Genomic DNA, 23866 nt, shown 5'->3' on the forward strand with positions numbered 1-23866 from the left:
AATCTAAATAGGTCGTATAAATTACAAGGGGCAAAGCGCTTTGCCCCTTGTACATCCTATAAGCTAAAGGTTGTTGCGCATGAACAAACCAAACTTTTTCAAACGAGAAATCAATTATGTTCTGCTTCTGCTTCCTGCCTTACTTATTTATTGTACCTTTTTCATATTTCCGACGATAAAAACTGCTTTATACAGCTTTACAAATTGGTCGGATGTGCATCCAGTTGTTGTAAAATTTGTTGGTATAGAAAATTATATCGCTCTATTTAAAGATTCAATCTATTTGACAGGTATTAAAAATACTTTAATCTATGCAGTACTCGCTATGCTCGGACAGAATTTGCTAGCCATTCCATTAGCGGTCTTTCTCAATAAAAGATTAAAAACAAAAAATCTGCTGCGGGCTGCTTTCTTCCTTCCTGCGGTGTTCAGCGTATTAGTTATCGGTTTTCTTTGGAATTTTATGTACTCACCCTCCGACTTCGGCTTGATTAATCAACTTGTAGTTGCTCTTGGCTTTGAACGCATCAATTTTCTCGGAGACCCGCATCTTGCACTCTATTCGGTCATCATCGCCTCCGTATGGCAGTGGGTTGGTTACACGATGGTTATTTATTTGGCCAACTTGCAGAGCATCTCCACAGATTATTATGAAGCGGCGAAGATCGACAGAGCGAGCGGGCTGCAAATGTTCCGCTATATCACGCTACCTCTACTGCTTCCAGCGATCACTTTCAATACGGTTATGGGGATGATAAACGGCATGAAGGTATTTGATATTGTTTATGCCTTGACTGGCGGTGGCCCAGGGTATTCAACGGAAACAATCGTATCACTCATGATCAAGAAAGGGCTCAGTGAAGGTTTCTATAGTTACGGAGCCGCATTCGGTATCGTCTTCGTTATCCTCGTTGGCTTCATCACCTTTATTCACTTTACTCTAATCAAAATGTGGGAGCGGCGGTAATCATGAACCGATATACAAAAGGAACTGCCGTCACGGAAATTCTCTTGCTCGTCTTAGGTGCAATTTTTTTGATCCCTATTTACTATTTGATCATTACGACTTTTAAGACCCCGGCTGATGCGGTCTCTCATCCAATGGGTCTTCCAGTTAACATCACGTTCGTCAACTACGTTCGCGCTTTTAAGGCAATGAACTACATTCATGTGTTAGGAAACAATCTTATCATTACGATTTCCTCGGTTTCGGGTATTGTTATGTTTTCCGCGATGGCTGCATACAGCTTGGTACGACGCACGAGCCATTTCAATCGGATCGTGTTCCTTTTATTCATGGTTGGGATGATGGTACCGTATCAAATGGGGATCCTGGCACTTTATAAACAGGTAGCCCAGCTCGGGCTTATGAATTCTCACACGGGTGTTATTCTTATTGAAATTTGTTACAACCTCCCGTTCTCTATCTTTTTAATTAAAAGCTTTATCGGTTCTGCCGTTCCATTTGAACTGGAAGAAGCGGCAAGGGTAGACGGCTGTGGGGTTTGGAGAACATTCTTGCAGATTGTGTTCCCGCTGCTTATGCCGGTAATTGCCACTGTAGCGATTTTGAATACGCTTGGTGTGTGGAATGATTTCATGACGCCGTTGTTGTTCTTGCAATCCCGTTCAAAGGGCGTATTACTCCTAGAAGTATTCCGCAATATTGGGCAATTCTCGACCGACTGGACGAATTTTTTCCCGATGATGCTCTTAGCGGTCGCTCCACTCATCCTGTTCTATATTTTCATGCAAAAATATATCATTAACGGCATCACGTCCGGCTCACTAAAAGGATAAGAGCTTAAAGACATACCATTGGCAACTTAAATTGGTCTTCTGTAGACGGCCTTCTTGAGCCGGTATCGTGACTCGCAAATTTCGCCGTCACTTATGGTTCGCTTCTCCGCACTTTCTCTAAGGGCAAGTTGTAAGGCCATCCTTCCGGGTGGCCTTATTATGGTGAATTAAGTTCAATCCCACACCAAATATCCCTTCCTCATTTTTGCGATGTATATAGCATTTCTAGGACGGTGAATCGATTGTTCAAAGAGACAAAGTCGAACGCCGGATAATCCAAATACAGCTGTTCCAGTAATCGTGCAGGGTTTGCTTTCATCATTTCAAGAACCTCAATGATGCTGTCATAGGATTTTTTCGAAATTTCCAATGCCTGTTCTTTCGTCATCAGAAAACCGCGTTCGAATTCGATGTTCCTATACTCGTTTAATGAAGCAGCGAAATATGCGGCATCAAACTAATAACGTGCAGCCCCTGAAATGTGCGCAATCAAATTCGCGATAATCACCCTTCGGTCCACTTCTAATCCCCTTATATTTAATAAGTAGATGGTCAATCAAAATGTAGGACATTTATCATTTTCGTGACGTAACAACAAGCCCCCTATTCGAGGGGGCATTTTCTTTTTCAGGAGAGATTTAAAAATGAGGATCATCAAGGCACAGCTGGACTTTGACATCCTGCTCCGCGCTGGAGTACTACCGGAGGCACTCCTCCCTATGCTATAACCTATGGGAACATTGTTTCACAAAACTCACCTTAATTAATGAAATACGAAATGCAGACTTTGGCCAGAACGAGTTGTTTGCTGATATAGCTGGAAAACCATTCAATAACGAGGGGACTACCATTTACGCGGTAATACCAAATAGTGAAATACCATGGGCTAGTTTTATATATTTCTAATACTATAGAAGTCATGCTTCACTTTACTCACAATGATTTTATTTATTTTTTTATTGCAAATGCAACAAAAATGAGATAAGTTAATACATATTATTTATTGCATTTACAACAAAATATGCGTTAAGGAGTTATTTATGAAGGAAATCCTACGTGAAATTGGAATGATAGCTAGGGCATTAGATTCAATAAGCAATATAGAATTTGCAGAACATGACCTTACAAAAGGGCAATATTTGTACCTTATTCGAATATGTGAAAACCCAGGAATAATTCAAGAAAAGTTAGCTGAGATGATAAAAGTAGATCGAACAACAGCTTCACGTGCAATTAAGAAATTAGAAATAAATGGATTTATTGAAAAGAAAGAAGACAATCAAAATAAAAAAATAAAAAAACTATTTCCTACAGACAAAGGGGATACTTTGTACCCTTACATAAAAAGGGAAAACGATCATTCCAATAAGGTCGCATTATCTGGATTCTCTGAGAGTGAAGTAGAAAATATATTTATCTTGCTTCAGAGAGTCAGAAAAAATGTAGAAAAAGACTGGGAGTTAGTCAAAAAAGGAAACAAAAGAGAGTATTGATTATTGACTTAGTAAACGGAGGACAAATAAAAATGAACATAAATATAAAAAGGTGTACGTTGGAAGATTTAGAGTTACTCCAAGAAATTAGTGTTGAAACATTTAACGATACATTTCAGAATCAAAACACACCTGCAATTATGGAAGCTTACTTAGATCATGCTTTTAATTTAAAACAATTAGAAAAAGAATTATTAAATAATTGTTCAGAATTCTATTTTATTTTTTTGAATAAGGAAGTTGCAGGGTATTTAAAGCTAAACTTTAATGATGCCCAATCAGAACAAATGGGTAATGATTCGCTTGAAATCGAGAGGATTTATATCAGGGGGAAATTTCATAAACGTGGACTAGGTAAATACCTGATAAATAAGGCTTTAGACATAGCAAAAGATCATAATAAAGAAAAGGTTTGGTTAGGCGTTTGGGAAAAAAATGAGAATGCAATTAAATTCTATGAAAAAATGAACTTCGTTCAAACAGGGACTCACTCTTTCTATATGGGTAATGAAGAACAAATAGATTTTATAATGACTAAAACACAGATTTAAAGTGTATCTGTTGGGTGCCGAGCTTTCACTCTAACACGCGGTCGTGGCGCTGTGATAACCAAATACAAAGACTGAATGCCATAGCAAGATAGCTATATGCATCCAGTCTTTCTTTTTAAAACGTATAATCGTAAAATTTCTCTGCATTACTTACGCTAGACCATATATCTGCGCTTTCTCCACCTATATACCAATAAGCAATTCCGGCTAGATTGTTCTTAACGCTTAAGTCGTATTTTGCTATGAATGAACGGCCATCCTCAATCCAGATCGTGTGCTTTATGGACTGCTTCGAATAGTTGGCCACATATTGTCCTAAAGTCTCATTCCATACGGGTTTCATTCCATAGCTACTAATAATCTGATTTTGCTCCGGAAGCGAGATATACTTTGAAGATGAAACCGTACCATTCGGATTCAATGTCCAGTCACGATTATATAAAGGCAGTGCCAATATAACCTTATGGCTGGGTACGTCCTTTAGTACAGTATCCACTGCATGTTGATCAAAAGGAATAGAAGCATTGGGCCCTGGAAGTTTACTCCCGTCATAATGTTCGTCATAACCCATCATCACCATATAGTTCACTTGCTTACCTAGTGCAGCGTAGTCAAAAGCATCTGTCCAATCTGTTCCAAGATCGGGAGAGACGTCTATCGACAGCGTCGCGTTAAGAGCATGCATTTTCTCAGCTAATAATGTAATGAACGAGGTCAAATACTCATGATCGTCAGGGGCTACATTCTCAAAATCAATGTTTAGTCCATCTAATCTATATTTGCTCACTAAAGCTACTAATTGATTTACTGCCGTATTCCTTGTGGCTGAACTCGACAACATTTGATGGGTCGCTTCTTGATCCGATCGATTGCCTACCATCGCCCATATTTTCTTATTATTCTTCTTTGCCCATGTGATCAGCGAAGCATCCGTTGAATCCGTTACTGCGCCTGTACTTCCTACATAATACCACCGTGGTGATAAGGTGTTAACGTTGGATTTCAGAACCGTATTTTCGTATTGTGCCGTCGTCTGCCCATATTGCCAGCCTATAACGATGCGATCCTCGGGCTCATCTTCAAGTTCTGCTGCCCAACTCTCATTTTGCAGCACTCGGTCCATGAGGACGGCCGTTTCCTGTCTAGTAATAGGATCAGAGGGCCGAAAATTCTTGCGATTATCCCCCTTCATTAAACCCAGATCATTTACAGTAGCAACAGCTGATCTTGCCCAGCTAGCAATTTCATTTCGATCATTGAACGAAGTTAGAGCAGAAGTATGGTTTGTTTGCTTTAAAGCTTTGGCCATCCATACAGCCGCTTCCTGCCTGGTAACTGCTTTTGCTGGCGCGAAAGTAGTTGCCGAAGTTCCGTTAGCCAGCTCAAGCTGAACAGCTGCCTGTATCCAGCCGTAATACCAAGCGCTCTTCGCTACGTCGGTATATGGAGAGACTGGACTAACTGTGGGACTTAGCTGTAGCAGACGGTCTAGAACCGTGATGAATTCCGCTCTAGTAATTGATTGAGTAGGTGAAAAGCTTGTCGCCGTTGTGCCGGTTAATATGTTGCGGTGATACAAATCTATGATTTCATTTTTAGCATAACTAGTATCTATATCCTTAAAAGGTGCCTCATCATCAGCCGATATATGTTGAATAAATACTCCAGCTACGAGCACAAAAGCAAGTGTCGTTATAGCAAGTCTAGCTAATATACTTTTCACGGGCTAGAGATTCCCCCTTGGTTATCAATCTTCGAATTATACCAAGGATAGATGCTATAAACATTGCTAAAATATTGGTAGCGTGTGAAAAGATCAGTTTTTCTGTTTTCGAAGGAAAAGACTGATTACCATACCACAAAGTGCCAAAGCCATTGAAATTAGAAACGTATCATGAAATCCTGCGACCATCGCTTGAACATCAACACCACCTATATTCGTTTGACTCTTATAAGAAGCAATATTGGATGTCAATAATCCAGACATTATTGCAACGGCAAAGGAACCAATAATTTGTTGAGCGGATGCTGTGAGTGGTGTTACACGGCTAATCAAATCTTTTGGGGCTGCCTTAAGTACATGTGTACCGAGCTGCATAGTAGATAATCCTTGACCTAATCCCATAATGGCGAGATAGCTGATCATAACATATACATTTGTATCATTTTGCAAGCGTGTTAAAAGAAAGAGTCCGGTTGATAACAGCACAAGACCAGAGAATACAGGAAGGCGAGCGCCGTATTTATCGAATAATTTTCCACCGATGATCATGCCGACAAAGGATATTATCGCTTGGGGAATGACCATCAATCCAGATTCGAAAGAAGAAAAACCTCTGACCAGTTGCAAAAATAGAGGGATTAACAGAATCGAGCCAAATAAGGCGAATTGATTAATCCAGGTCAGAATCATACCTTTACTAAATTCAAACGAACGGAAAGAACGAAGCTCCAATAACGGTTCTTTTTGGCGCAGCTCCACAAAAATAAACAGAGTAAGCGTAATGATGGCGAACATAAGAGTAATAAGCGTATATTTGTCACCCCATCCGTCTACTCCCCCTCTGTGAACCCCGAACACCAAGCTAGAGAACGCTAGCGGAGATAAAATCACACCCCAAATATCCAGATTGACCTTTTTCCCTTTCTCTGTAACCGGAAGAAACTTAATGCCAACGATCATCGCAATAACACCAATCGGAACATTAATAAGGAAAATCCAGTGCCAGCTTGCGTATTCCAACAGCCATCCTGACAGTACAGGGCCCAGCACAGGCGCAATCAACATCGGTAGTCCGAGCAAGCCCATAATAGACCCTCTTTTATCAGGAGGTGCAATTTTGAAAGACATTGCCATGCCGATTGGCGCAATCATCCCTCCTCCTAACCCCTGTATTACGCGAAAAATAATCAGCTCTGTCGGTGACTTTGCCAGTGAGCATAATACGGAACCCATTGTAAACAATACAATTGAAGCTAAAAAGACTCTTTTAGCCGTAAATTTATCCGAAAACCAACCGGCTAATGGGATAACTACAGATAACGCTAGGGTATAACCAGTAATCGCCCACTGAATGGTCTTTAAGCTGGTTGCAAAGGTTTTTTCAAGTTGTGGAATAGCTACGTTCATAATAGTACTGTCGAGCATAACTAATAACATCCCTGTTATTAGTGCCAGAATTACTGGGAATATTGCCTTTATGGAGAATTCTTTTGTGACTGGCTGGGATATTTTCACTTCTGGATTCATCATGTTCTTTACACATCCTCTTAGATTTTTTCAACAAAATTTCTATCAGGAACTTCCTCACTAATCCGCCTCGCCTTTTAACTAACACAGTAAGATTAATATAGCACCGGAATAATAGACTGTAAACAGAAATATCTAACGGTGTAAGATTATTATCTGATCGCTTCAACTGTTCAAATGTGACGCATATTAATCTAACGCTGGTAGACCAACCCTCGTGGATGGATTAAGATAAAGGAAGATAGGAACAGGAGGTCATTTCGATGAGAATCAAAAATCTACAAATCACCGAACAAGATATAATCAAAGCTTCTTGGGAGCTGTTAGATAATGTCGGTATAGAGGCTTTCAGTATGAGGAAATTAGCAGAACTACTAAATATACAAGCTGCATCACTTTATTGGCATTTTAAGAGCAAGCAGAGTATTTTTCAGACACTTGCCAATGAAGTAGCAAAAGAAACCCTACAATCTGCCTCTCTCGAAGGGGAATGGAATGATCAATTGTTTCATTTTGCGGACCAAATTCGAGGTGTTTTACATAAATATCCTTGTTCCGCTCAGCTCTTGATGAGAACATTACCTTCGGAACCAGACTATCTAGCTTTGCTGAATACGTTGCTACAGATTGTGGAGCCGCTGCCTTTAACCGACAGTGATAAGTTCTCTATAATCTCAAGCGTGTTAAACTATGTGATCTCTTTCGAATTGGACAAGTATGAACAGGATCGAATTGACGTAGCCATGAAAAATGGAGTCCTCGGGGATGCTAGAGAGGTATTTAAACAATCCCTTGAGCGCTTAAACGGAGAGGGTCCTAATGTTATAAAGCGGATGTACGAGAACAATATCTTCAATGAAATAGGCTCTGACAAGATGTTTCACACAGGTCTGAAAATATTAGTGCGGGGTATAGAACAGTTGGCCAATGCGTAGCAAGAAATGCAGTAAGGGCATCCCAGTAGCCAATTCCGGCTTTTGGAATGCCCTTACTCTTTAAAGAGCCCGAAATAAAAGCTCCCCTTTTGACTTAATATATCGATACATCGCACCACACACCACTAATATCAACATTCCAAGACCTAACAAAACGAGATTACTATTCAGATCGGCTAGAAGAAGACTCAAACCGAAAGGAATCAGTAAGCTTATAAACCCTATCAATAACGCCACTAAGACGGATGCGCTTTGTTTGACTACCGATACTTCATTTGTCCACTCCAGTTTAGGTAACTTCAAGTTAACGAGCACACCTATCATTGCAGTAAGGCAAGCATATAAGACGGGAATAACCAGTAATAACAAGCTTTCCATCCATCCGGTACCTAGAGATATCATGAGGAGCACACTACTGACAACTACAATCGGCACGGTAATCGTAAGATTCACTGCGATTTTACTTAGCAATATCGTTAATGTCGGCACAGGTGCGCTTTTTAAAATCCAAATATTATTACCTTCGAGCGATATGGAACTGGATGTCGTACAGCTTAAAGTTACAAAAACGGAAACAAACAGTGGAGCCAGCCGATTCAGATAATTTGAAAGTTCTGGTATCTCAACGAGTTGTCCTAGTTGCTCTGCACTAACGAACAGTAAAGCGATCGCCAATACAAGTAACATAACCATTCCTATACTCGTGTTGAGTACATATATAGAAGAACTAAAATAGCGACGCAGCTCTTTTTTATACAATGTGTAAAGCGGTGAGGATACTGTAAGTGATTTCATTTGATATTTATTGTTTGAAAAAGAAGTCGTAAGACCTGTGTGTATCGCTTTATATTTACTGCCAAGTACCATGGTAAACAGCATAAAAGAAATCAGCGAAATCGCAATAAACAGTACTAAGGAATCCATTTGAAACGAGCAAACCGCATTTACATACATAAGCGTCAAAGGATACAAATTGTATATTTGATCAGCGATTTGAGCGCTCATATCCGCAAGTAATTGTGGATTATTACCATTTATTTGACCTGAACCAACAATTAAAGCAATAATTACAACAAAAGTTAGGATGAGAGTTATTATACGACTTCCTTTAAATCTTGAGGAAACCCAGCTGATCAGAGCACCTATAATCGTTGCAGCAATGATCGGCACTAATGGAATAAATAACAGCGTAATCAAAAAATACAAATAATATAGAACGCCGGGATTCAGCTTTATTGCATAAACAATGCCTGCAGGTACCATCACCATCAAAGAGAAGAATAGGTTTAACACATAAAGCTGAGCCACCCGACTTGCTACAATATGACTCGTTTTGATTGGCAGCGACATTACGAGATCGTAGTCTTTGGAGCCAAATAATACACCACTTGCCTTATAAATCGTTGTAAAAAATCCGATTAAGCAAGTAACTGCCATCATTATCGCAAGCAGCAGCTCTGGCCGGCCAATCTGTTCAAGGGTCTCTGCTATCATATAGCTATAACCAAATGAAACCAGAGCCATCATGACAACTCCAATTAGGATCCCGATGCTCAGCCAAAGCATTTTGCGTCTTTTTTTCACATCATGTGTATGCAAGGCCTTATTTAACCCAAAGGAAGAAATCAGCTGAATCTTCGTCAATCTCCAGATATTAATCATGCTTAATCAACTCCAAAAATACATCTTCAAGGCTACTGTCACCCTTCACCTCTTCTGTCTTGCCGTGGGTGATCAACTCACCCGCTTTAATAATGGCAATCTTATTGCAAAGCTTCTCGGCCACATCCAGTACATGCGTCGAAAAAAAGATCGCACTGCCCTGACTGCAAATCTCCGTCATGGTTTTTTTTAGCGTGTGTGCCGCTTTTGGATCAAGTCCCACAAAGGGCTCATCCAGCACTAATAACTTCGGTTTATGTATTAGTGCTGAGATGATCGCGAGCTTCTGTTTCATACCATGAGAATACGAGGAGATTAAATCCCCCAAATGAGATGTAATTTCAAATTCATCACCATATTTCTTAATCAACAACTCCCGATCTGCTTTCGATACACTAAAAAGATCACCAATAAAATTCAAGTATTGAATGCCTGTCAGATGATCGTATAGATCTGGATTATCTGGAATATACGCAGTAATCGCTTTGCAGGCTAAAGGATCTTTTTTGATAGAATATCCACCAATTTCGATGTCCCCCTCCTCAAAATCAAGAACACCTACCACTGCCCGAATTGTCGTTGTTTTCCCCGCACCGTTATGACCAATAAAGCCATAAATATCGCCTTTCTCAACCACTAAATTCAAGTCATTTACTGCCTTCTTACCACCCTTGTAGCTCTTGGTAAAATGTTTTATTGTCAGCATTTGAGCACTCCCTTTCCGTTCATGTACGTATTAGTAACTTTCATCATGTAATCAATGCCTACCGTTTCATACGTTGTTAGGATAGTTTTACTATAGTACGTTTATCTTGTCCATTTAGTTCATACCTTCATATAAATAAATTTTTCTTTATAAAAAACGAAAAAAGAGGGGTTCTCCCCTCTCTTATATAATCCTATTCCATTCGTTTATACGTACTTATGGATCGTTGCCAGCAGTTGATCAGCTACATAGTCAACTCCGTAAGCAAGTTGATTGTGATCGAAGCGTATTTTCACAAAACTCTCATCTGTATCAAGCGCATCGGCGAACAACCCAGCTAAACCACGTGCCTTGCGATCAATCTGCAGAAGTAATTCAATGCCATCCTCATTTGGAAAGAAAATGATTTCTAATTCGTCTAGTTGGTTCCGGAACTGTGAGAGGGGAACGAATTCAAATTCTTGAACAAAATCTAAGCCATTGATCCTGCCATAGCGCGGTGAATATTCACAATTCACTTCACGAATACGGAATCCGAGCTGATTCATCGCATCCAAAATAATGGCATAATATGGATGAGGGCCTACTTGAAGATAATCCTGATCCTTTGGATCAATTGCCTCTTTAATATCAAGTCCGGTTTGAATCCAAACTGGCGATCTACCTAATGTCACTGGCGTTATCGCCGGAAGCTGGAATGAGACGGGAAATTCATAGACCTGCTCAGCATCTACTTTGAATTTACTTGCTAACAGGAATTTGGATATCGTCGCTTCCACTTCCATCTTCTTATCATTCAGTTCTTTCAAATAACGCGTCTTAACGAATGCGTAGACGTCATCGACCTCCTGATCCACTCGCCCGCCTTGAATTTGGACGGTACCACTAATCGTATCACCTGCGTTCACGAAATCTTGATGGAGTATGAGATCTACCTTAGCCGCTCCAATTCCGGCGCTCGCGAGCATTCGTTTAAACATTGACATTGTAATGAATTCCCTCCCTAATATTTGCATATTTAAGGATACGAAGGGAACCACCTCCGGTTTCATTTTAGAACAGTATATACCGTGTTACTAACAACAAAAAAGCATCCGCACCCAAAATTGGGGTCCGAATGCTTCTTTTAATCATAAAGTCTACGCTGTCGCGAACTGACTATTGTATAATCGTGCGTAATATCCGCCGCTGGCTAGGAGCCCCTCATGCGTACCACTCTCCACAATATCTCCATCCTTCATGAAAAGAATGAGATCCGACTCCCGAATCGTTGACAATCGGTGGGCAATCACAAAGCTGGTCCGACCAGCGATCATAGTCAGAAAAGCTTTCTGAATTCGTACCTCAGTCAATGTATCAATACTGCTTGTAGCCTCATCTAAAATAAGCATAGGCGGATCTACAAGCATTACTCGTGCAATGGTAAGCAGCTGCTTCTGTCCTTGGGAGAGATTATCCCCTGAGCCACTGACCTTCGTATCATACCCTTCAGGCAGACGTTTAATAAAGCTATGCGCATTAGCCGCTTTAGCAGCAGCGATGACTTCTTCCTCTGTAGCCCCAGGTTTTCCATAAGCAATATTATCTCTGATCGTGCCCCCAAAGAGCCAAGTATCCTGCAGCACCATCCCAAAATTACGTCGCAGGCTGTCACGGGTAATTGTCTTAATATCCACACCATCTATCTTGATGGACCCACGGTCCACATCGTAGAAACGCATGAGCAGGTTTACCAGCGTTGTCTTCCCCGCTCCAGTCTGACCTACAATCGCAACTCGGGTACCGGGCTTTACTTCTAGACTGAAATCGTTAATCAAGGGACGTTCTGGATGATAAGAAAAGGATACTTTTTCGAAGGTAATGGTTCCTTGACTTGTGCTCATGATTTTGGAGTCCTTAGAATCAGCTGGTTCTGGCGTTAGATCGAGAATGGCGAAGATCCGCTGTGCAGAGGCAGTTGCCGATTGAAGCTGTGTAATCACACCAGTTATTTCATTAAAAGGCTTAGCGAAGAAGTTGGAGAAGATCAAGAAACTGGATAGATCCCCTACCGTGAAATGACCCTGAATTACCATAACACTACCGATCATAGCTATGACTGAGAACGTAACGTTATTTACTAGCCGCGTCGTCGGATTAGATAAGGAGCCATAAAATTGTGACTTCACACCGGTCTGGTATAACGTCTCGTTTTGATCTTCAAACTGAGACATTGCACGTTCTTCATAATGATAAGCCGTGACTACCTTTTGCCCGCCGATCATTTCCTCCACATAGCCATTGAGGCCACCGAGAATCTTGGCCTGCTCTTTAAACATCTTTTGAGATCGTATCGTAATAAATCTGGCCACAAAAAAGGTAGCGGGGGCTGACAAAAGAACTACTAAGGTCATCAGAGGACTGATGTACATCATAAGCACAATTGCCCCAACAATAGTGATGATCCCTGTAAGCAGCGTGGAGAAGCCTTGCAGCAGTCCATCAGAGACAGCATCCATATCATTAACAAAACGGCTGATACTGTCGCCTTGCGGGTGGTTGTCGTGAAATTTTAAAGGCAACACATTTAATTTATCAAAAAGCTCCCGACGTAAGTCATATACAGTCCGGTAGGCGATTCGATTTGTCAGATAGGTAAGGAGCCATCCAAAAAAACTGCCGACAATATATACCGCTGCCAGAATCAAAAGCAGTCTAAGTACGGCGTCAAAATCCACCTCTCCCGGTCCGATCATAAAATCAATGGCTTTACCGATAAGAAGTGGTCCGATTAGACTAGCAATCACACTAAGTAATGCGCATATAACCGCCCCAATAGCTATTTTTCTATAATGTCCTGTATATACAATTAGTCTCTTCCAAATGTTGTTTTTGTTCATTGGCCCGACTCCTCACTCGATAGCTGGGACAGGCAGATTTCTTTGTACACTTCGCAACCACGCATCAGTTCCTCATGGGTTCCGACGCCGGCAATCCGCCCTTCCTCAAATACCATGATTTTATCCGCTTGCCTTACAGTGCTCACCCTCTGCGAGACAACTAGTAGGGTCATTTGCTGGCTGCTCTCTTTGAGCGCTTTACGTAGAGCCGCATCAGTAGCGAAATCCAGCGCACTGGAGGAGTCATCCAGGATAAGAATCGACGGCTTACCCACCACTGCACGAGCTATGGTTAAGCGCTGCTTTTGCCCCCCGGATAAATTAAGTCCACCACGTGATACCTGCGTATTCAATCCTTCAGGCAATTTACGAATAAACTCTTCCGCCTGAGCAACAGAGGCTGCTTGCATGATTTCTTCCTCGTTTGCGTTTTCCTTCCCCCAACGAATATTCTCAGCGATTGTTCCAGTAAATAACACTGCTTTTTGCGGCACAATCCCTATTTTCTCACGAAGCTGATGCAGCTTATACTCTCTGACATTCACTCCATCCACTTTTACTTCACCTTGCACTGCATCATAAAAACGTGGAATCAAGTTCACAAAAGTAGATTTACCAGAACCCGTACTGCCAATCAGCCCCACAGTTTCTCCGCGGTTGATGACTACCGAAATATCCTCTAATGCCAATTCTCCTGTTGTATTATAACCAAACGATACATGATCGAATGATATGGCAGGAGCGGTATAATCAGGTTCAGGTTCAGTCATCACGACATTCCCTTCCTCGGACACGGATGCTTTGACACTCAGCACTTCATTCACACGATTGGCAGAGGATGAGGCTTTTGTAAAAATAATGACCAAGTTGGAGACCACAATAAGCGCCAGTAAGATTTGAGTGACGTAATTGATAAAGGCAATGATCTCACCTTGAGACAATCGCCCTCCATCAATGTGAATTCCACCTACCCATAAAATAGCTATGATCGCCGCGTTTACTACAAGTGTCGTCATAGGTCCAAGTAAAGCGGAAATCCGCGAGACCCGGATCGCTGTAGTGGTTAAATCCTCAGATGAGGCATCAAAACGTTCTTTTTCCGTACGTCTCTTTGCAAAAGCACGAATGACTCGAATCCCCGACAAATTCTCACTAAGAACGAGCGCAAGGGCATCCAGCTTCTGCTGGTATTTTCGATACAAAGGTGCACTTCGAGTGATGATAAAATACAAAATAATACCAAAAATCGGCGTTGCCGCTATTAAAATCAGCGATAATCTGAAATCCAAAATCATGGACATTATGATTGCCCCGATACAGATAAACGGCGCACGAATAACCAGGCGAATCAGCATAGCGACTGCAATCTGAAGCTGGTTTACGTCATTGGTAATCCGGTTAATTAGCGTAGGCGTGCCGAACGTATCCAGCTCAGCGTACGATAAAGATGTAATATGTTTGAACAGTTTATTACGAAGTGTCGTGCCGAATCCCTGAGATGCTCGTGCTGCATAGTATTGGCACACCATGGAGCAACCGAAACCAAGCAGTGACATCAGAACCATTAGGCCACCCATGCGGTAAACATAGGCGCTGTCATGATTACCAACCCCGTTGTTGATGATCAATGCGACAATGGTAGGCAAAATCAGCTCCAGAATCGCTTCCATCAGTTTGAAGATTGGACCGATGATCGCTTCTTTTTTGTACGGCTTTAAATATACTGCAATTTTGAACAAATTCATCCACACCCAACCTAAGAAGTATTTAACCACTTGAAATATGTATAAGAACAGTTATGATTATGGCATATCTACTCATATATTAATAATATTGGATTCGTATCGCTCCCATACGATTAACATATCTCAAGTTCGGAGGATTCTTTTATGGATATTAGACAACTTAAATATTTTATGGCGATAGCTGAGGAAGGACAGATTACATCCGCGGCCAGAAAGCTGCAAATGGCCCAGCCTCCGCTGAGCCAGCAGCTAAAACTCCTGGAGGAAGAACTCGGTGTAAAGCTAGTGGAACGAGGTCCACGCAGCGTTCAGCTCACTGAAGCTGGAGCCATTTTGCGGGACCGTGCCCAACAAATTCTGGAGCTGGCAGATTCCACTGCCCGTGAGCTCACTGATTTTGTCAAAGGTTTAAAAGGAACCCTAGCCATTGGTACAGTTTCTTCCTCTGGAGCTACGTTGCTTCAAGATCGGCTATGTGAGTTCCACAAAACGTATCAAGGTGTGAAGTTTGAGATTCATGAAGGAAATACCTTTAGAATCATTGACCTCTTGAGTAAAGGTATTGTCGAAGTCGGGATTGTTAGGACACCCTTTAATGCTACAAATTTAGAATGTCTTTACACACAGGCTGAGCCTATGATTGCCGTAATGACGCCAGAGTATGACTGGAAAACAGATGAAAACTTCGTTGAGATCGGTGAATTAAAAGATAAGCCGCTCATTATCTACCGCCGTTTTGAGCAGCTTATCCGGGAAACCTGTCTTGAGAATGGTTTTGATCCGCTGATTTTCTGTATGAATGATGATGCGCGAACAACACTGCTCTGGGCAAACGCTGGTCTTGGCATCGGAATCATTCCCAAATCCGCTTTCGAATTAACGAGTAATCGGAATTTGATCTATAAAGAAATCAGTAGTGAATCACTACGCACGCGGGTCGCCGCCGTCTGGATCAAGGATAAATACCTATCATCACTAGCTTCTAAGTTTATTGAAAGCTTTAAGAATGGTTAAGAATCTTCGCTATTTATTCACTTGTTGTTGAACTAGTCTATCCTCTTCTTCTTTAATACGACTAATATCAATTCGTTCAAACAACAATTGTAAATCAGTAATCTGTTGGTAAGGGGGCACCGAGCAAGGCTGCCAATTCGGTAGTTCTAACGACAGGAACCCCCTGATCTTGTCACAAGAGAACGGGAGAAACGGATGCAGCAAATTCGCTAGGTTCGCAATAATCTGAACACATGTGTATATTGCAGAATCACAAGAAACCTGATCCTCTTTTATCTGTATCCATGGTTTTTGCAGATCGAAATACTGGTTTGCCTTGCGCACGTAAGAAAAAATATACTCCAGCGCATCTTTTATATTCCCAGCCTCAATAAGCCGCCCTGATTCCAGATACAAGAGGTCGATGTTGTCCCTCCACCCCTTATCCAATTGCCCATTCGGCACTTTCCCTTCATAAAACTTATCTACAAAAGCCAATGAACGATTCACAAAGTTACCAAATGCTCCAAGCAGCTCTCCATTATGGCTATAAATAAACTCTCTCCAGGAAAAATCCGTGTCCCGCTTCTCGGGTCCATTGGCAATTAAGAAATAACGAATAGAATCTGGCTGATACCGCTCTAAAATATCAGGTACCCAGACCGCCCAATTTCGGCTAGTGGAGAACTTCTGCCCTTCAAGGGTTAAATATTCGCTAGATATAATCCTGTCCGGTAAATGCAAACCTCCTGCTCCTAATAACACAGCCGGCCATATTAAGGTGTGAAAAGGAATATTGTCTTTACCATGGACATAATAAGCGGTAATCTTCCCTTTATTCTCTAACCAAAAATCCTCCCAGCTTCCTCCGGACTGCGCAGCCCACTGCTTACTGGCTGATAGATAACCACTTACCGCCTCAATCCAAACATAAATTTTTTTATCTTCAAATCCAGCCACAGGGACATCTACACCCCAAGACAAGTCTCTTGTTACCGCGCGGTCCTGCAGCTCTTCTTGTAAATAACGTTTGGTCAGTTTAACAGCGTTTTCTCTCCAAAATTGTGCTTCCTCTACATATTCCGTTAATTCAGACTGAAAATTAGATAAGCTAAGATAATAATGTTCTGTAGGCCGTTCTGTTGGCGTACTCCCACATAATTTGCAGACTCTGTCTAACAAATCGGCAGGATCTAGAATCGTAGAACAATAATCACATTGATCCCCTCGTGCTCGCTGGCCACATACCGGACAAGTCCCTTCTACATATCTGTCTGGCAAAAAGCGCTGATCTACCTCGCAGTAACATTGCGCAATGGTTTTTTTATATAAATGACCATTCTCTAGCAGCTTTGTAAACAACTCTTGCACGACCTTATGATGCTGCGGTTGATCCGTTCGAGTATATAGATCATAACTAAATCCCAGCTGTTCAAAACACTTCAGAAACTCTTCATGATATCTGCTCGCAAAGGCTCCGGGCGTAATTCCTTCATTCGCAGCCTGAACCGCTACGGGTGTGCCATGGCAATCACTGCCTGATACATATAATACGTTATCCCCTTTGGAGCGAAAATATCGTGCCAGCACATCCCCAGGCAACACACTTGATAATCTCCCAAGATGTAAAGATCCATTCGCATACGGCCAAGCACCACCTATAAACACATTACTCATTAACCTTCTCCTCCTTTTTTTAGACAACAAAAAAACTCCCATCCACAAAGGACGAGAGTTCTACTCACGTGTTACCACCTAATTTTATAAATGCCTCATGACATTTACCTCTTCAGGTACGACGTTAATTAACGTTTATACCCTAGCACTGTAACGGATGCAGGTTCCGGCGCAGCCTACAACCCATAAGGTTTCGATGCGCAGCTCTGAGACCATATTCCCAAGGGTTTTCTTTACTCCTTTTCAGCGACCGGAGCTCTCTGTTGAAAGAATTGCCGTGGTACTCTTTCTCTTCTTTGCTTTTACATATTCAAGTTACTGGAAATAATACTTAATTTATCGAGTAATGTCAATGCATAAGCTCAAACATAATGAATTCGCCATAATTCCCATGAAAAAGACCACCCAATCATAATACAATTGGATGGTCCCTGTACTTTATATTATTTCATGATTTTACAAATATCATTGGTGAATTGAACAGGATCACTAACTTGCAATCCTTCGATCAACAGGGCTTGGTTGTACAGCAAGTTCGTGTATAAACCGAGCTTCTCTTTATCGTTCTCAGCTGCCGCTTTCAAGGACAGGAATACTTCGTGATGAATGTTGATTTCGAGTACCTTGTCCGCTTGAACCTCTTGCCCATTCGGCATCGATTTCAGGATTTTTTCCATCTCGATCGTCAGTTCACCTTCTGCAGAGAGGCATACCGGATGCGTCTTCAAACGTTTAGAAGCTTTAACATTCTTCACTTTGCCGGACAGGATGTCCTTCATCGCTTCAAAAAGCTCCTTGTTTTCGTTCTCTTCCGCTTCCGTTGGCTTGTCCGCTTCGTCAGCTTCGATTCCCAGATCACCACTGGATACGGATTTAAATTCTTTTTCCTTATACGACTGGATCATCTTGATCGCAAATTCATCAATATCATCAGTGAAGTAGAGAATTTCATACCCTTTATCCGATACCAGCTCGGTTTGTGGGAGCTTTTCGATTCTGTCGATCGACTCTCCGGATGCATAATAGATGTACTTCTGATCTTCTGGCATTCTTGATACATATTCGTCCAGTGTTACCAGCTTCTTCTCCTTGGAGGAGTAGAACATCAGTAAGTCTTGAAGTGTATCTTTGTGCATTCCATAATCATTGTACACACCGAATTTAAGCTGTCTGCCAAAAGCATTATAGAACTGCTCATATTTCTCTCTTTCATCCTTCAGCAAGCTTTGCAGTTGGCTCTTCACTTTATTCTTAATGTTCTTAGCGATCAAGGTCAGCTGACGGTCATGCTGGAGCATCTCTCTGGAGATGTTCAGCGAAAGATCCTCTGAATCTACCATACCTTTTACAAAGCTAAAATAGTCAGGCAGCAGATCTGCACATTTGTTCATGATCAATACACCGTTGGAATAAAGCTCAAGACCTTTTTCATATTCCTTTGTGTAATAATCAAAAGGTGTATTTTCTGGGATGAACAGGATTGCATTATATACTACAGCACCATCGGCACTGATATGAATATGTTTAAGCGGTTTGTCGAAGCCGTAACGTTTCTCTGCATAGAAGTTATCGTAATCTTCTGTGGTCAGCTCGCTTTTGTTCTTCCGCCAGATTGGTACCATGCTGTTTACGGTTTGTTCTTGAACAACTTCCTCAAACTCGTTTTCTGTGCCTTCTTTTGGCTTTTGCTCCTTCACGTCCATCTTAATAGGGAAACGGATGAAGTCGGAGTATTTTTTAATGATGGATTTCAGGCGATATTCTTCCAGATATTCATCATATTGATCTTCTTCGGTATTCTCTTTAATCTTCAAAATAACATCAGTACCCACAGAATCCTTCTCGACAGACTCCAGAGTATAGCCGTCAGCGCCCTTAGACTCCCATTTAAAGGCCTCGTCGCTGCCTAGTGCCTTACTGATCACTGTAACGTCATCTGCCACCATAAACGCAGCGTAGAAGCCAACACCGAACTGTCCGATGATATTATGACCATCTTTAGCTTCATTCTCTTTTTTAAAAGCAAGCGATCCGCTCTTCGCGATCGTTCCTAAGTTATTCTCCAGTTCCTCTTGAGTCATCCCGATCCCTGTATCGGAAATCGTCAAGGTTCTGTTCGCCTTATCAGCACTCACTTTAATATAGTAATCCTCTTTGTTGAAGACCAGGCCTTCATCAGCTAATGCTCTGTAATAGATCTTATCAATCGCATCACTTGCATTGGAAATCAACTCGCGCAGGAAAATTTCTCGTTGGGTATAAATGGAGTTAATCATCATTTCCAGCAATCTTTTCGATTCGGCTTTAAACTCTTTTTTGGCCATGAATAAATAAATCTCCTTTCAAAATAACCTTCTTGTACAACACTCTATGATTAGCACTCTTCTTAGATGAGTGCTAATTCTTCTTTTTATATAACATAAACTGATTTTGAATGTCAATATTTATAGCGACTTTCATTAAATAATGCTACCTTTCGCTAACGATTCATTCACAAGTAACATTTGCGTTAGAAATTGCAACGGCTGGGACTTCCATTTCTTAGGATGCATCAGAAGCTGCAGATCAAAGTGAATTTCCGGATGTGCGAAGGGCAGCTCGGCCAAGTTCCCCCGCTCAATTTCTTCCTCTGCTACGATTTTTGGTAGCAGGGCAATTCCCAGACCATTCATTACACAACGTTTGATCGCTTCTAGATTCGAAAGCTCAAAGCCTATGCGGAATATAATGCCGTGATCCTTTAACAGATTCTCGAACAGACTCCGATAAATACAGCTTTCTTCAGAAACAATTAATTCACAGTTATTTAGATCCTGTAAGCTTACTATATCCTTCCGGGCAAGTGGATGATTAATGGGGGCGATCAATACAAGCGGTTCGTCTCTAATGATCGTACGATCAAGTAGAGAATCCGTAGTGGTACGATCAAGCATCAAGCCGATGTCCACTTCCCCGTCTTTTATTTTGGCCACAAGACTAGCTTCCTGCATAGTTTGTAGATGGATATCAAGTTTCGGGAATTTCGTCCTCAACTGCTGTAGGTAAGGGGGCAAGTAGAATGCGGCTAATGAATCTATTGTCCCAATTGTTAGCGTGCCTCCTATTTGCTGGGCGATGGTTTCTTTAGAACGATCATACAGATCCAAAATCTCCACGAATAGCTTCAATAGCTCTTCTCCAGGCGGGGTAAGACGCAATTGGCGACCATGCCGTTCTATTAAAGGGACTCCGTATTCCTTCTCTATCTTCTGTATTTGCATCGTAACACTCGACTGGGCATAACCTAGCTCTTCAGCAGCACGTGTAAAGCTCTGACGTTTAGCTACCTCGCGGAATGTTCGTAAATAGGTTAAATCCATAACCTCACCCTAACATCAATATTTTTGATGATACACATCATTTATTATAGCTAACGACGATGCAACATTCCATGGTAAAGTGTATGTAGAGGAATTAAAATATTTTGGAGGCCGATAATTTATGCTTACAGAACAACAGATTTATGGAATTTATGTCCCCGTGGTCACCCCGTTCAATGCTGCTGGTGAAGTCGATCTGGATTCGTATCAGCGTTATGTAAAGAACCTTATTAACAACAGCATACAAGGTCTGGTCGTTAATGGAACCACCGGTGAATCGCCAACTGTAACCGTAAATGAAATGCAGCTTCTAGTAAACACTTCTCGTGAGCTTTTACAATCTACATCTATCCCCTTAGTAGTCGGTACAGGAACCAATGACACAGCTTCTACGGTAGCACGCACAGAGATCGCAGCTAACCTTGGTGCGGATTGCGCACTAGTAGTCGTCCCTTATTATAGTCGTCCATCACAAGAGGGCATCATTGCCCATTTCCGCAAAGCGGCAGAAGTAGGTATTCCGATCATGGCTTATGACATTCCAAGTCGTACGGGTACTGCTATGACCCTAGATACTGCACGTACAATCCTAGAAATGAATCATGTTGTCGGATTAAAAGACTGCTCTGGTAGCACCAAAATGGTTACTGAGCTAGTTCGTACAGGTAGCAAACCTGTGCTTGGCGGCGACGATTCACTCTTTTTTGAAATGCTTAGCTCCGGGGCAGCTGGTGGTATGCTTGCTACTGCGAACGTTTATCCAGCAGAATGTATCCGTATATACGAAGCCTTCAAATCGGGTCAATTCGACTTATCCAAAGAAAACTTTGAACAACTACTGCCGATCATCCGTCTCTTGTTCAAGGAATCGAACCCCGCTCCAATCAAATGGATGCTTAGCCAAAATGGCCTAATCAATTCGGATACGCTTCGCCTCCCAATGACTTCCATCAGCACAGCGCTTCAGCAAGAGCTTAGTTCTTATATTCAGGACAACGCGATTGAAGCGACTGCATAACTATAATAACAACAGCCGTTATACAGTGGGAACTGTGTAGCGGCTTTTTTGTAATGAATCTAACGTCGAAATCGCTCTCATCGAGAAGATCAGCAATAACTTTTTCGATATTATTCTAACCATTCTTCTGATTCTATCCACAGTGTATATAGTTTAGTATCGTCCACAACATCACCTCTAATTTTAAATAAAAGAGTATCACCTATTAACTTACCGCAGCATCAAAAAACAAAAAAAACCATCAGATTTCTCTGACGGTTTTGAGATCTTACTATATAAAACGTCCAGCGTTCAAAACAACTTATCTGCTGCTCGAAGTTTGCTGTCTTCCCTTGGTGAACCACTCAGACTTTGGCTTTAGTGGAGGGTTAGACTTAGGCTTTGCTTTGGCAGGCTTAGATGCCGCTGGCTTTGACCCCGCAGGTTTAGCTGTAGAAGGTCTAGAGGTCGACGGTTTTGAAGAGGCAGATCTCGAACCTGACGGTTTCGAAGATCGTTCTGTCTTCATCTGCGTTTTACGAGACATCGGATACGGGTGATCCTTCACTTCAGGAATCGATTTTCCGATCAATTTCTCAATATCTTTAAGGAACGGAAGCTCTTCAGATTCACAAAAAGAGATTGCAGTCCCGCTTAAACCCGCTCTACCCGTACGACCAATTCGGTGCACATAGGTTTCTGGAATATTAGGCAAGTTAAAGTTGATTACATGAGACAACTCATCAATATCGATTCCTCGCGCGGCGATATCCGTAGCTACTAGCACACGGGTTGCACCACTTTTAAAATTCCGCAATGCATTCTGACGATCATTCTGCGATTTATTGCCGTGAATGGCTTGTGCAGAAATGTTCACTTTTGCTAGATCACGAGTAACACGGTCTGCACCACGTTTAGTACGAGTAAACACCAGCGCAGAAACGATTGATTTATCCTGTAATAAAAGATTCAATTGGTTTTGCTTGTTTCCGTTCTCTAACAAATAGATCGATTGTTCGATTCTGTCCGCAGTAGATGACACGGGTGTGATTTCTACTTTTACTGGATTTACAAGCAAGGTTTTGATCAATTTGGAGATCTCAGTAGGCATCGTTGCCGAGAAGAACAGCGTTTGTTTTTTCGTTGGCATTTTGGCGATAATCCGCTTTACATCATGGATAAAGCCCATATCTAGCATACGGTCAGCTTCATCCAAGACAAGAATTTGGACATGCTGTAGGTCCACACGTTTTTGATTGATCAGGTCGATAAGTCTACCTGGTGTAGCAATTAGAATATCAGCACCTTGATTCAGGGCACGCTCTTGTACTTTCTGTGATACACCGCCAACGATGGCAGCAGAGCGGATATCTGTATATTGGCTATACGCTTTTATGTTATCAGCAATTTGAATCGCTAGTTCTCTTGTCGGTGTTAAGATCAGTGAGCGAATTCGTCGCACATTGTTTGATTTATTGGGACTTGTTTGTTCGCTTAATAATTGAATAATAGGTACAGAGAATGCAGCTGTTTTTCCTGTTCCCGTTTGAGCACATCCAAGTAAATCTCTACCTGCTAATACAGCTGGGATCGATTGCTCCTGTATTGGTGTAGGTGATGTATAGTTTTCTTTGGTTAAAGCCTTTAAAATCGCAGGCATAATATTCAGTTCGTTAAATGTCATTTTGTCTCCTTAATTTCTAATACATATATTCTTAACAAAAAATCCTTTTGTCACGTCATAAACAATAATCATAACATAATCATTCAAATAATAATAGATATTCTTTATCATCGCACCAATTTTCATTAAAAATCC

General features: G+C 41.5%; 19 protein-coding genes and 1 other annotated feature. Of the genes, 7 read left to right on the top strand and 12 right to left on the bottom strand.

The annotated features are described in order from the left end of the window. The first annotated feature begins 79 nt into the window (after nt 1–79). On the top strand, nt 80–967 hold the full coding sequence (locus tag CA600_RS11130; RefSeq protein ID WP_094870250.1) for a carbohydrate ABC transporter permease: 888 nt from the start codon (nt 80–82) through the stop codon (nt 965–967). A gap of 2 nt (nt 968–969) precedes the next feature. Beyond that, nucleotides 970–1800, top strand: coding sequence for a carbohydrate ABC transporter permease (locus CA600_RS11135; protein ID WP_094870251.1), 831 nt, complete (start codon nt 970–972; stop codon nt 1798–1800). Nucleotides 1801–1999: 199 nt separating this feature from the next. Here the strand turns inward: CA600_RS11135 and CA600_RS11140 are convergent, their stop codons facing one another. Further along, complete coding sequence (locus CA600_RS11140; RefSeq protein ID WP_094870252.1) at nt 2000–2188, bottom strand: hypothetical protein; 189 nt, start codon at nt 2186–2188, stop codon at nt 2000–2002. Between the two features lie 652 nt (nt 2189–2840). Between CA600_RS11140 and CA600_RS11145 the strand changes: the two genes are divergently transcribed. After that, nucleotides 2841–3293, top strand: a complete 453-nt coding sequence (locus tag CA600_RS11145; RefSeq protein ID WP_094870253.1) for a MarR family winged helix-turn-helix transcriptional regulator — start codon at nt 2841–2843, stop codon at nt 3291–3293. Nucleotides 3294–3325: 32 nt separating this feature from the next. Beyond that, nucleotides 3326–3844 (top strand): GNAT family N-acetyltransferase, encoded by a 519-nt coding sequence (locus CA600_RS11150; RefSeq protein WP_094870254.1) that lies wholly within the window; start codon nt 3326–3328, stop codon nt 3842–3844. 115 nt (nt 3845–3959) lie between these two features. Here CA600_RS11150 and CA600_RS11155 read toward each other — a convergent pair whose 3' ends face one another. Together CA600_RS11155 and CA600_RS11160 are read right to left on the bottom strand one after the other, a co-directional pair. Next, nucleotides 3960–5567 carry an S-layer homology domain-containing protein gene (locus tag CA600_RS11155; protein WP_094870255.1) on the bottom strand — a complete coding sequence of 536 codons (1608 nt, stop codon included), beginning with the start codon at nt 5565–5567 and terminating at the stop codon, nt 3960–3962. 93 nt (nt 5568–5660) lie between these two features. Next, a complete protein-coding gene (locus CA600_RS11160; protein ID WP_094870256.1) occupies nt 5661–7097 on the bottom strand; it encodes an MDR family MFS transporter in 1437 nt (478 codons plus the stop codon). Nucleotides 7098–7357: 260 nt separating this feature from the next. On the opposite strand from CA600_RS11160, the gene CA600_RS11165 reads away from it, so the two are divergent. Beyond that, a complete protein-coding gene (locus CA600_RS11165; protein WP_094870257.1) occupies nt 7358–8029 on the top strand; it encodes a TetR/AcrR family transcriptional regulator in 672 nt (223 codons plus the stop codon). A gap of 60 nt (nt 8030–8089) precedes the next feature. Here CA600_RS11165 and CA600_RS11170 read toward each other — a convergent pair whose 3' ends face one another. The 5 genes from CA600_RS11170 to CA600_RS11190 all read right to left on the bottom strand — a co-directional run bounded on the left by CA600_RS11170 (nt 8090) and on the right by CA600_RS11190 (nt 15015). Continuing rightward, the gene (locus tag CA600_RS11170; protein WP_094870258.1) at nt 8090–9691 is read right to left on the bottom strand and encodes a hypothetical protein; all 1602 of its coding nucleotides are present in this window, start codon (nt 9689–9691) and stop codon (nt 8090–8092) included. After that, a complete protein-coding gene (locus CA600_RS11175; RefSeq protein WP_094870259.1) occupies nt 9684–10397 on the bottom strand; it encodes an ABC transporter ATP-binding protein in 714 nt (237 codons plus the stop codon). The genes CA600_RS11170 and CA600_RS11175 overlap by 8 nt, the downstream gene beginning before the upstream one ends. A gap of 206 nt (nt 10398–10603) precedes the next feature. Further along, the gene (locus CA600_RS11180) at nt 10604–11383 is read right to left on the bottom strand and encodes a sporulation protein (protein WP_179281592.1); all 780 of its coding nucleotides are present in this window, start codon (nt 11381–11383) and stop codon (nt 10604–10606) included. Nucleotides 11384–11536: 153 nt separating this feature from the next. Beyond that, nucleotides 11537–13276, bottom strand: coding sequence for an ABC transporter ATP-binding protein (locus CA600_RS11185; protein WP_094870261.1), 1740 nt, complete (start codon nt 13274–13276; stop codon nt 11537–11539). Continuing rightward, nucleotides 13273–15015 (bottom strand): ABC transporter ATP-binding protein, encoded by a 1743-nt coding sequence (locus CA600_RS11190; protein ID WP_094870302.1) that lies wholly within the window; start codon nt 15013–15015, stop codon nt 13273–13275. Before CA600_RS11190 ends, CA600_RS11185 begins: the two co-directional genes overlap by 4 nt. Nucleotides 15016–15165: 150 nt before the next feature. Between CA600_RS11190 and CA600_RS11195 the strand changes: the two genes are divergently transcribed. Further along, the gene (locus tag CA600_RS11195; protein ID WP_094870262.1) at nt 15166–16035 is read left to right on the top strand and encodes a LysR family transcriptional regulator; all 870 of its coding nucleotides are present in this window, start codon (nt 15166–15168) and stop codon (nt 16033–16035) included. A gap of 9 nt (nt 16036–16044) precedes the next feature. Here the strand turns inward: CA600_RS11195 and metG are convergent, their stop codons facing one another. The 3 genes from metG to CA600_RS11210 all read right to left on the bottom strand — a co-directional run bounded on the left by metG (nt 16045) and on the right by CA600_RS11210 (nt 21050). Then, nucleotides 16045–17691 (bottom strand): methionine--tRNA ligase, encoded by a 1647-nt coding sequence (gene metG / locus CA600_RS11200; protein WP_094870263.1) that lies wholly within the window; start codon nt 17689–17691, stop codon nt 16045–16047. Between the two features lie 44 nt (nt 17692–17735). Further along, nucleotides 17736–17997 (bottom strand) — a binding site (T-box leader). A gap of 137 nt (nt 17998–18134) precedes the next feature. Continuing rightward, nucleotides 18135–20015, bottom strand: coding sequence for a molecular chaperone HtpG (gene htpG, locus CA600_RS11205; protein ID WP_094870264.1), 1881 nt, complete (start codon nt 20013–20015; stop codon nt 18135–18137). 135 nt (nt 20016–20150) lie between these two features. Continuing rightward, nucleotides 20151–21050 carry a LysR family transcriptional regulator gene (locus CA600_RS11210; RefSeq protein WP_094870265.1) on the bottom strand — a complete coding sequence of 300 codons (900 nt, stop codon included), beginning with the start codon at nt 21048–21050 and terminating at the stop codon, nt 20151–20153. Nucleotides 21051–21171: 121 nt separating this feature from the next. Between CA600_RS11210 and dapA the strand changes: the two genes are divergently transcribed. Continuing rightward, nucleotides 21172–22068: a 4-hydroxy-tetrahydrodipicolinate synthase gene (gene dapA / locus CA600_RS11215; RefSeq protein ID WP_094870266.1), complete on the top strand. Its 897-nt coding sequence runs from the start codon at nt 21172–21174 to the stop codon at nt 22066–22068. Nucleotides 22069–22369: 301 nt separating this feature from the next. Here dapA and CA600_RS11220 read toward each other — a convergent pair whose 3' ends face one another. Beyond that, nucleotides 22370–23731 (bottom strand): DEAD/DEAH box helicase, encoded by a 1362-nt coding sequence (locus CA600_RS11220; RefSeq protein ID WP_094870267.1) that lies wholly within the window; start codon nt 23729–23731, stop codon nt 22370–22372. Nucleotides 23732–23866 lie beyond the last annotated feature (135 nt).

Origin of the sequence: Paenibacillus sp. VTT E-133280 (assembly GCF_002264385.1) — a bacterium.
GTDB lineage: Bacteria > Bacillota > Bacilli > Paenibacillales > Paenibacillaceae > Paenibacillus_AQ > Paenibacillus_AQ nitricinens.

Excerpts from the sequence above, each read along its gene's own strand:
- CA600_RS11130 (WP_094870250.1), top strand. The coding sequence starts at position 80 with ATGAACAAACCAAACTTTTTCAAACGAGAAATCAATTATGTTCTGCTT.
- CA600_RS11135 (WP_094870251.1), top strand. The coding sequence starts at position 970 with ATGAACCGATATACAAAAGGAACTGCCGTCACGGAAATTCTCTTGCTC.
- CA600_RS11140 (WP_094870252.1), bottom strand. The coding sequence starts at position 2,188 with ATGACGAAAGAACAGGCATTGGAAATTTCGAAAAAATCCTATGACAGC.
- CA600_RS11145 (WP_094870253.1), top strand. The coding sequence starts at position 2,841 with ATGAAGGAAATCCTACGTGAAATTGGAATGATAGCTAGGGCATTAGAT.
- CA600_RS11150 (WP_094870254.1), top strand. The coding sequence starts at position 3,326 with ATGAACATAAATATAAAAAGGTGTACGTTGGAAGATTTAGAGTTACTC.
- CA600_RS11160 (WP_094870256.1), bottom strand. The coding sequence starts at position 7,097 with ATGATGAATCCAGAAGTGAAAATATCCCAGCCAGTCACAAAAGAATTC.
- CA600_RS11165 (WP_094870257.1), top strand. The coding sequence starts at position 7,358 with ATGAGAATCAAAAATCTACAAATCACCGAACAAGATATAATCAAAGCT.
- CA600_RS11170 (WP_094870258.1), bottom strand. The coding sequence starts at position 9,691 with ATGATTAATATCTGGAGATTGACGAAGATTCAGCTGATTTCTTCCTTT.
- CA600_RS11175 (WP_094870259.1), bottom strand. The coding sequence starts at position 10,397 with ATGCTGACAATAAAACATTTTACCAAGAGCTACAAGGGTGGTAAGAAG.
- CA600_RS11180 (WP_179281592.1), bottom strand. The coding sequence starts at position 11,383 with ATGTCAATGTTTAAACGAATGCTCGCGAGCGCCGGAATTGGAGCGGCT.
- CA600_RS11185 (WP_094870261.1), bottom strand. The coding sequence starts at position 13,276 with ATGAACAAAAACAACATTTGGAAGAGACTAATTGTATATACAGGACAT.
- CA600_RS11195 (WP_094870262.1), top strand. The coding sequence starts at position 15,166 with ATGGATATTAGACAACTTAAATATTTTATGGCGATAGCTGAGGAAGGA.
- metG (WP_094870263.1), bottom strand. The coding sequence starts at position 17,691 with ATGAGTAATGTGTTTATAGGTGGTGCTTGGCCGTATGCGAATGGATCT.
- htpG (WP_094870264.1), bottom strand. The coding sequence starts at position 20,015 with ATGGCCAAAAAAGAGTTTAAAGCCGAATCGAAAAGATTGCTGGAAATG.
- CA600_RS11210 (WP_094870265.1), bottom strand. The coding sequence starts at position 21,050 with ATGGATTTAACCTATTTACGAACATTCCGCGAGGTAGCTAAACGTCAG.
- dapA (WP_094870266.1), top strand. The coding sequence starts at position 21,172 with ATGCTTACAGAACAACAGATTTATGGAATTTATGTCCCCGTGGTCACC.
- CA600_RS11220 (WP_094870267.1), bottom strand. The coding sequence starts at position 23,731 with ATGACATTTAACGAACTGAATATTATGCCTGCGATTTTAAAGGCTTTA.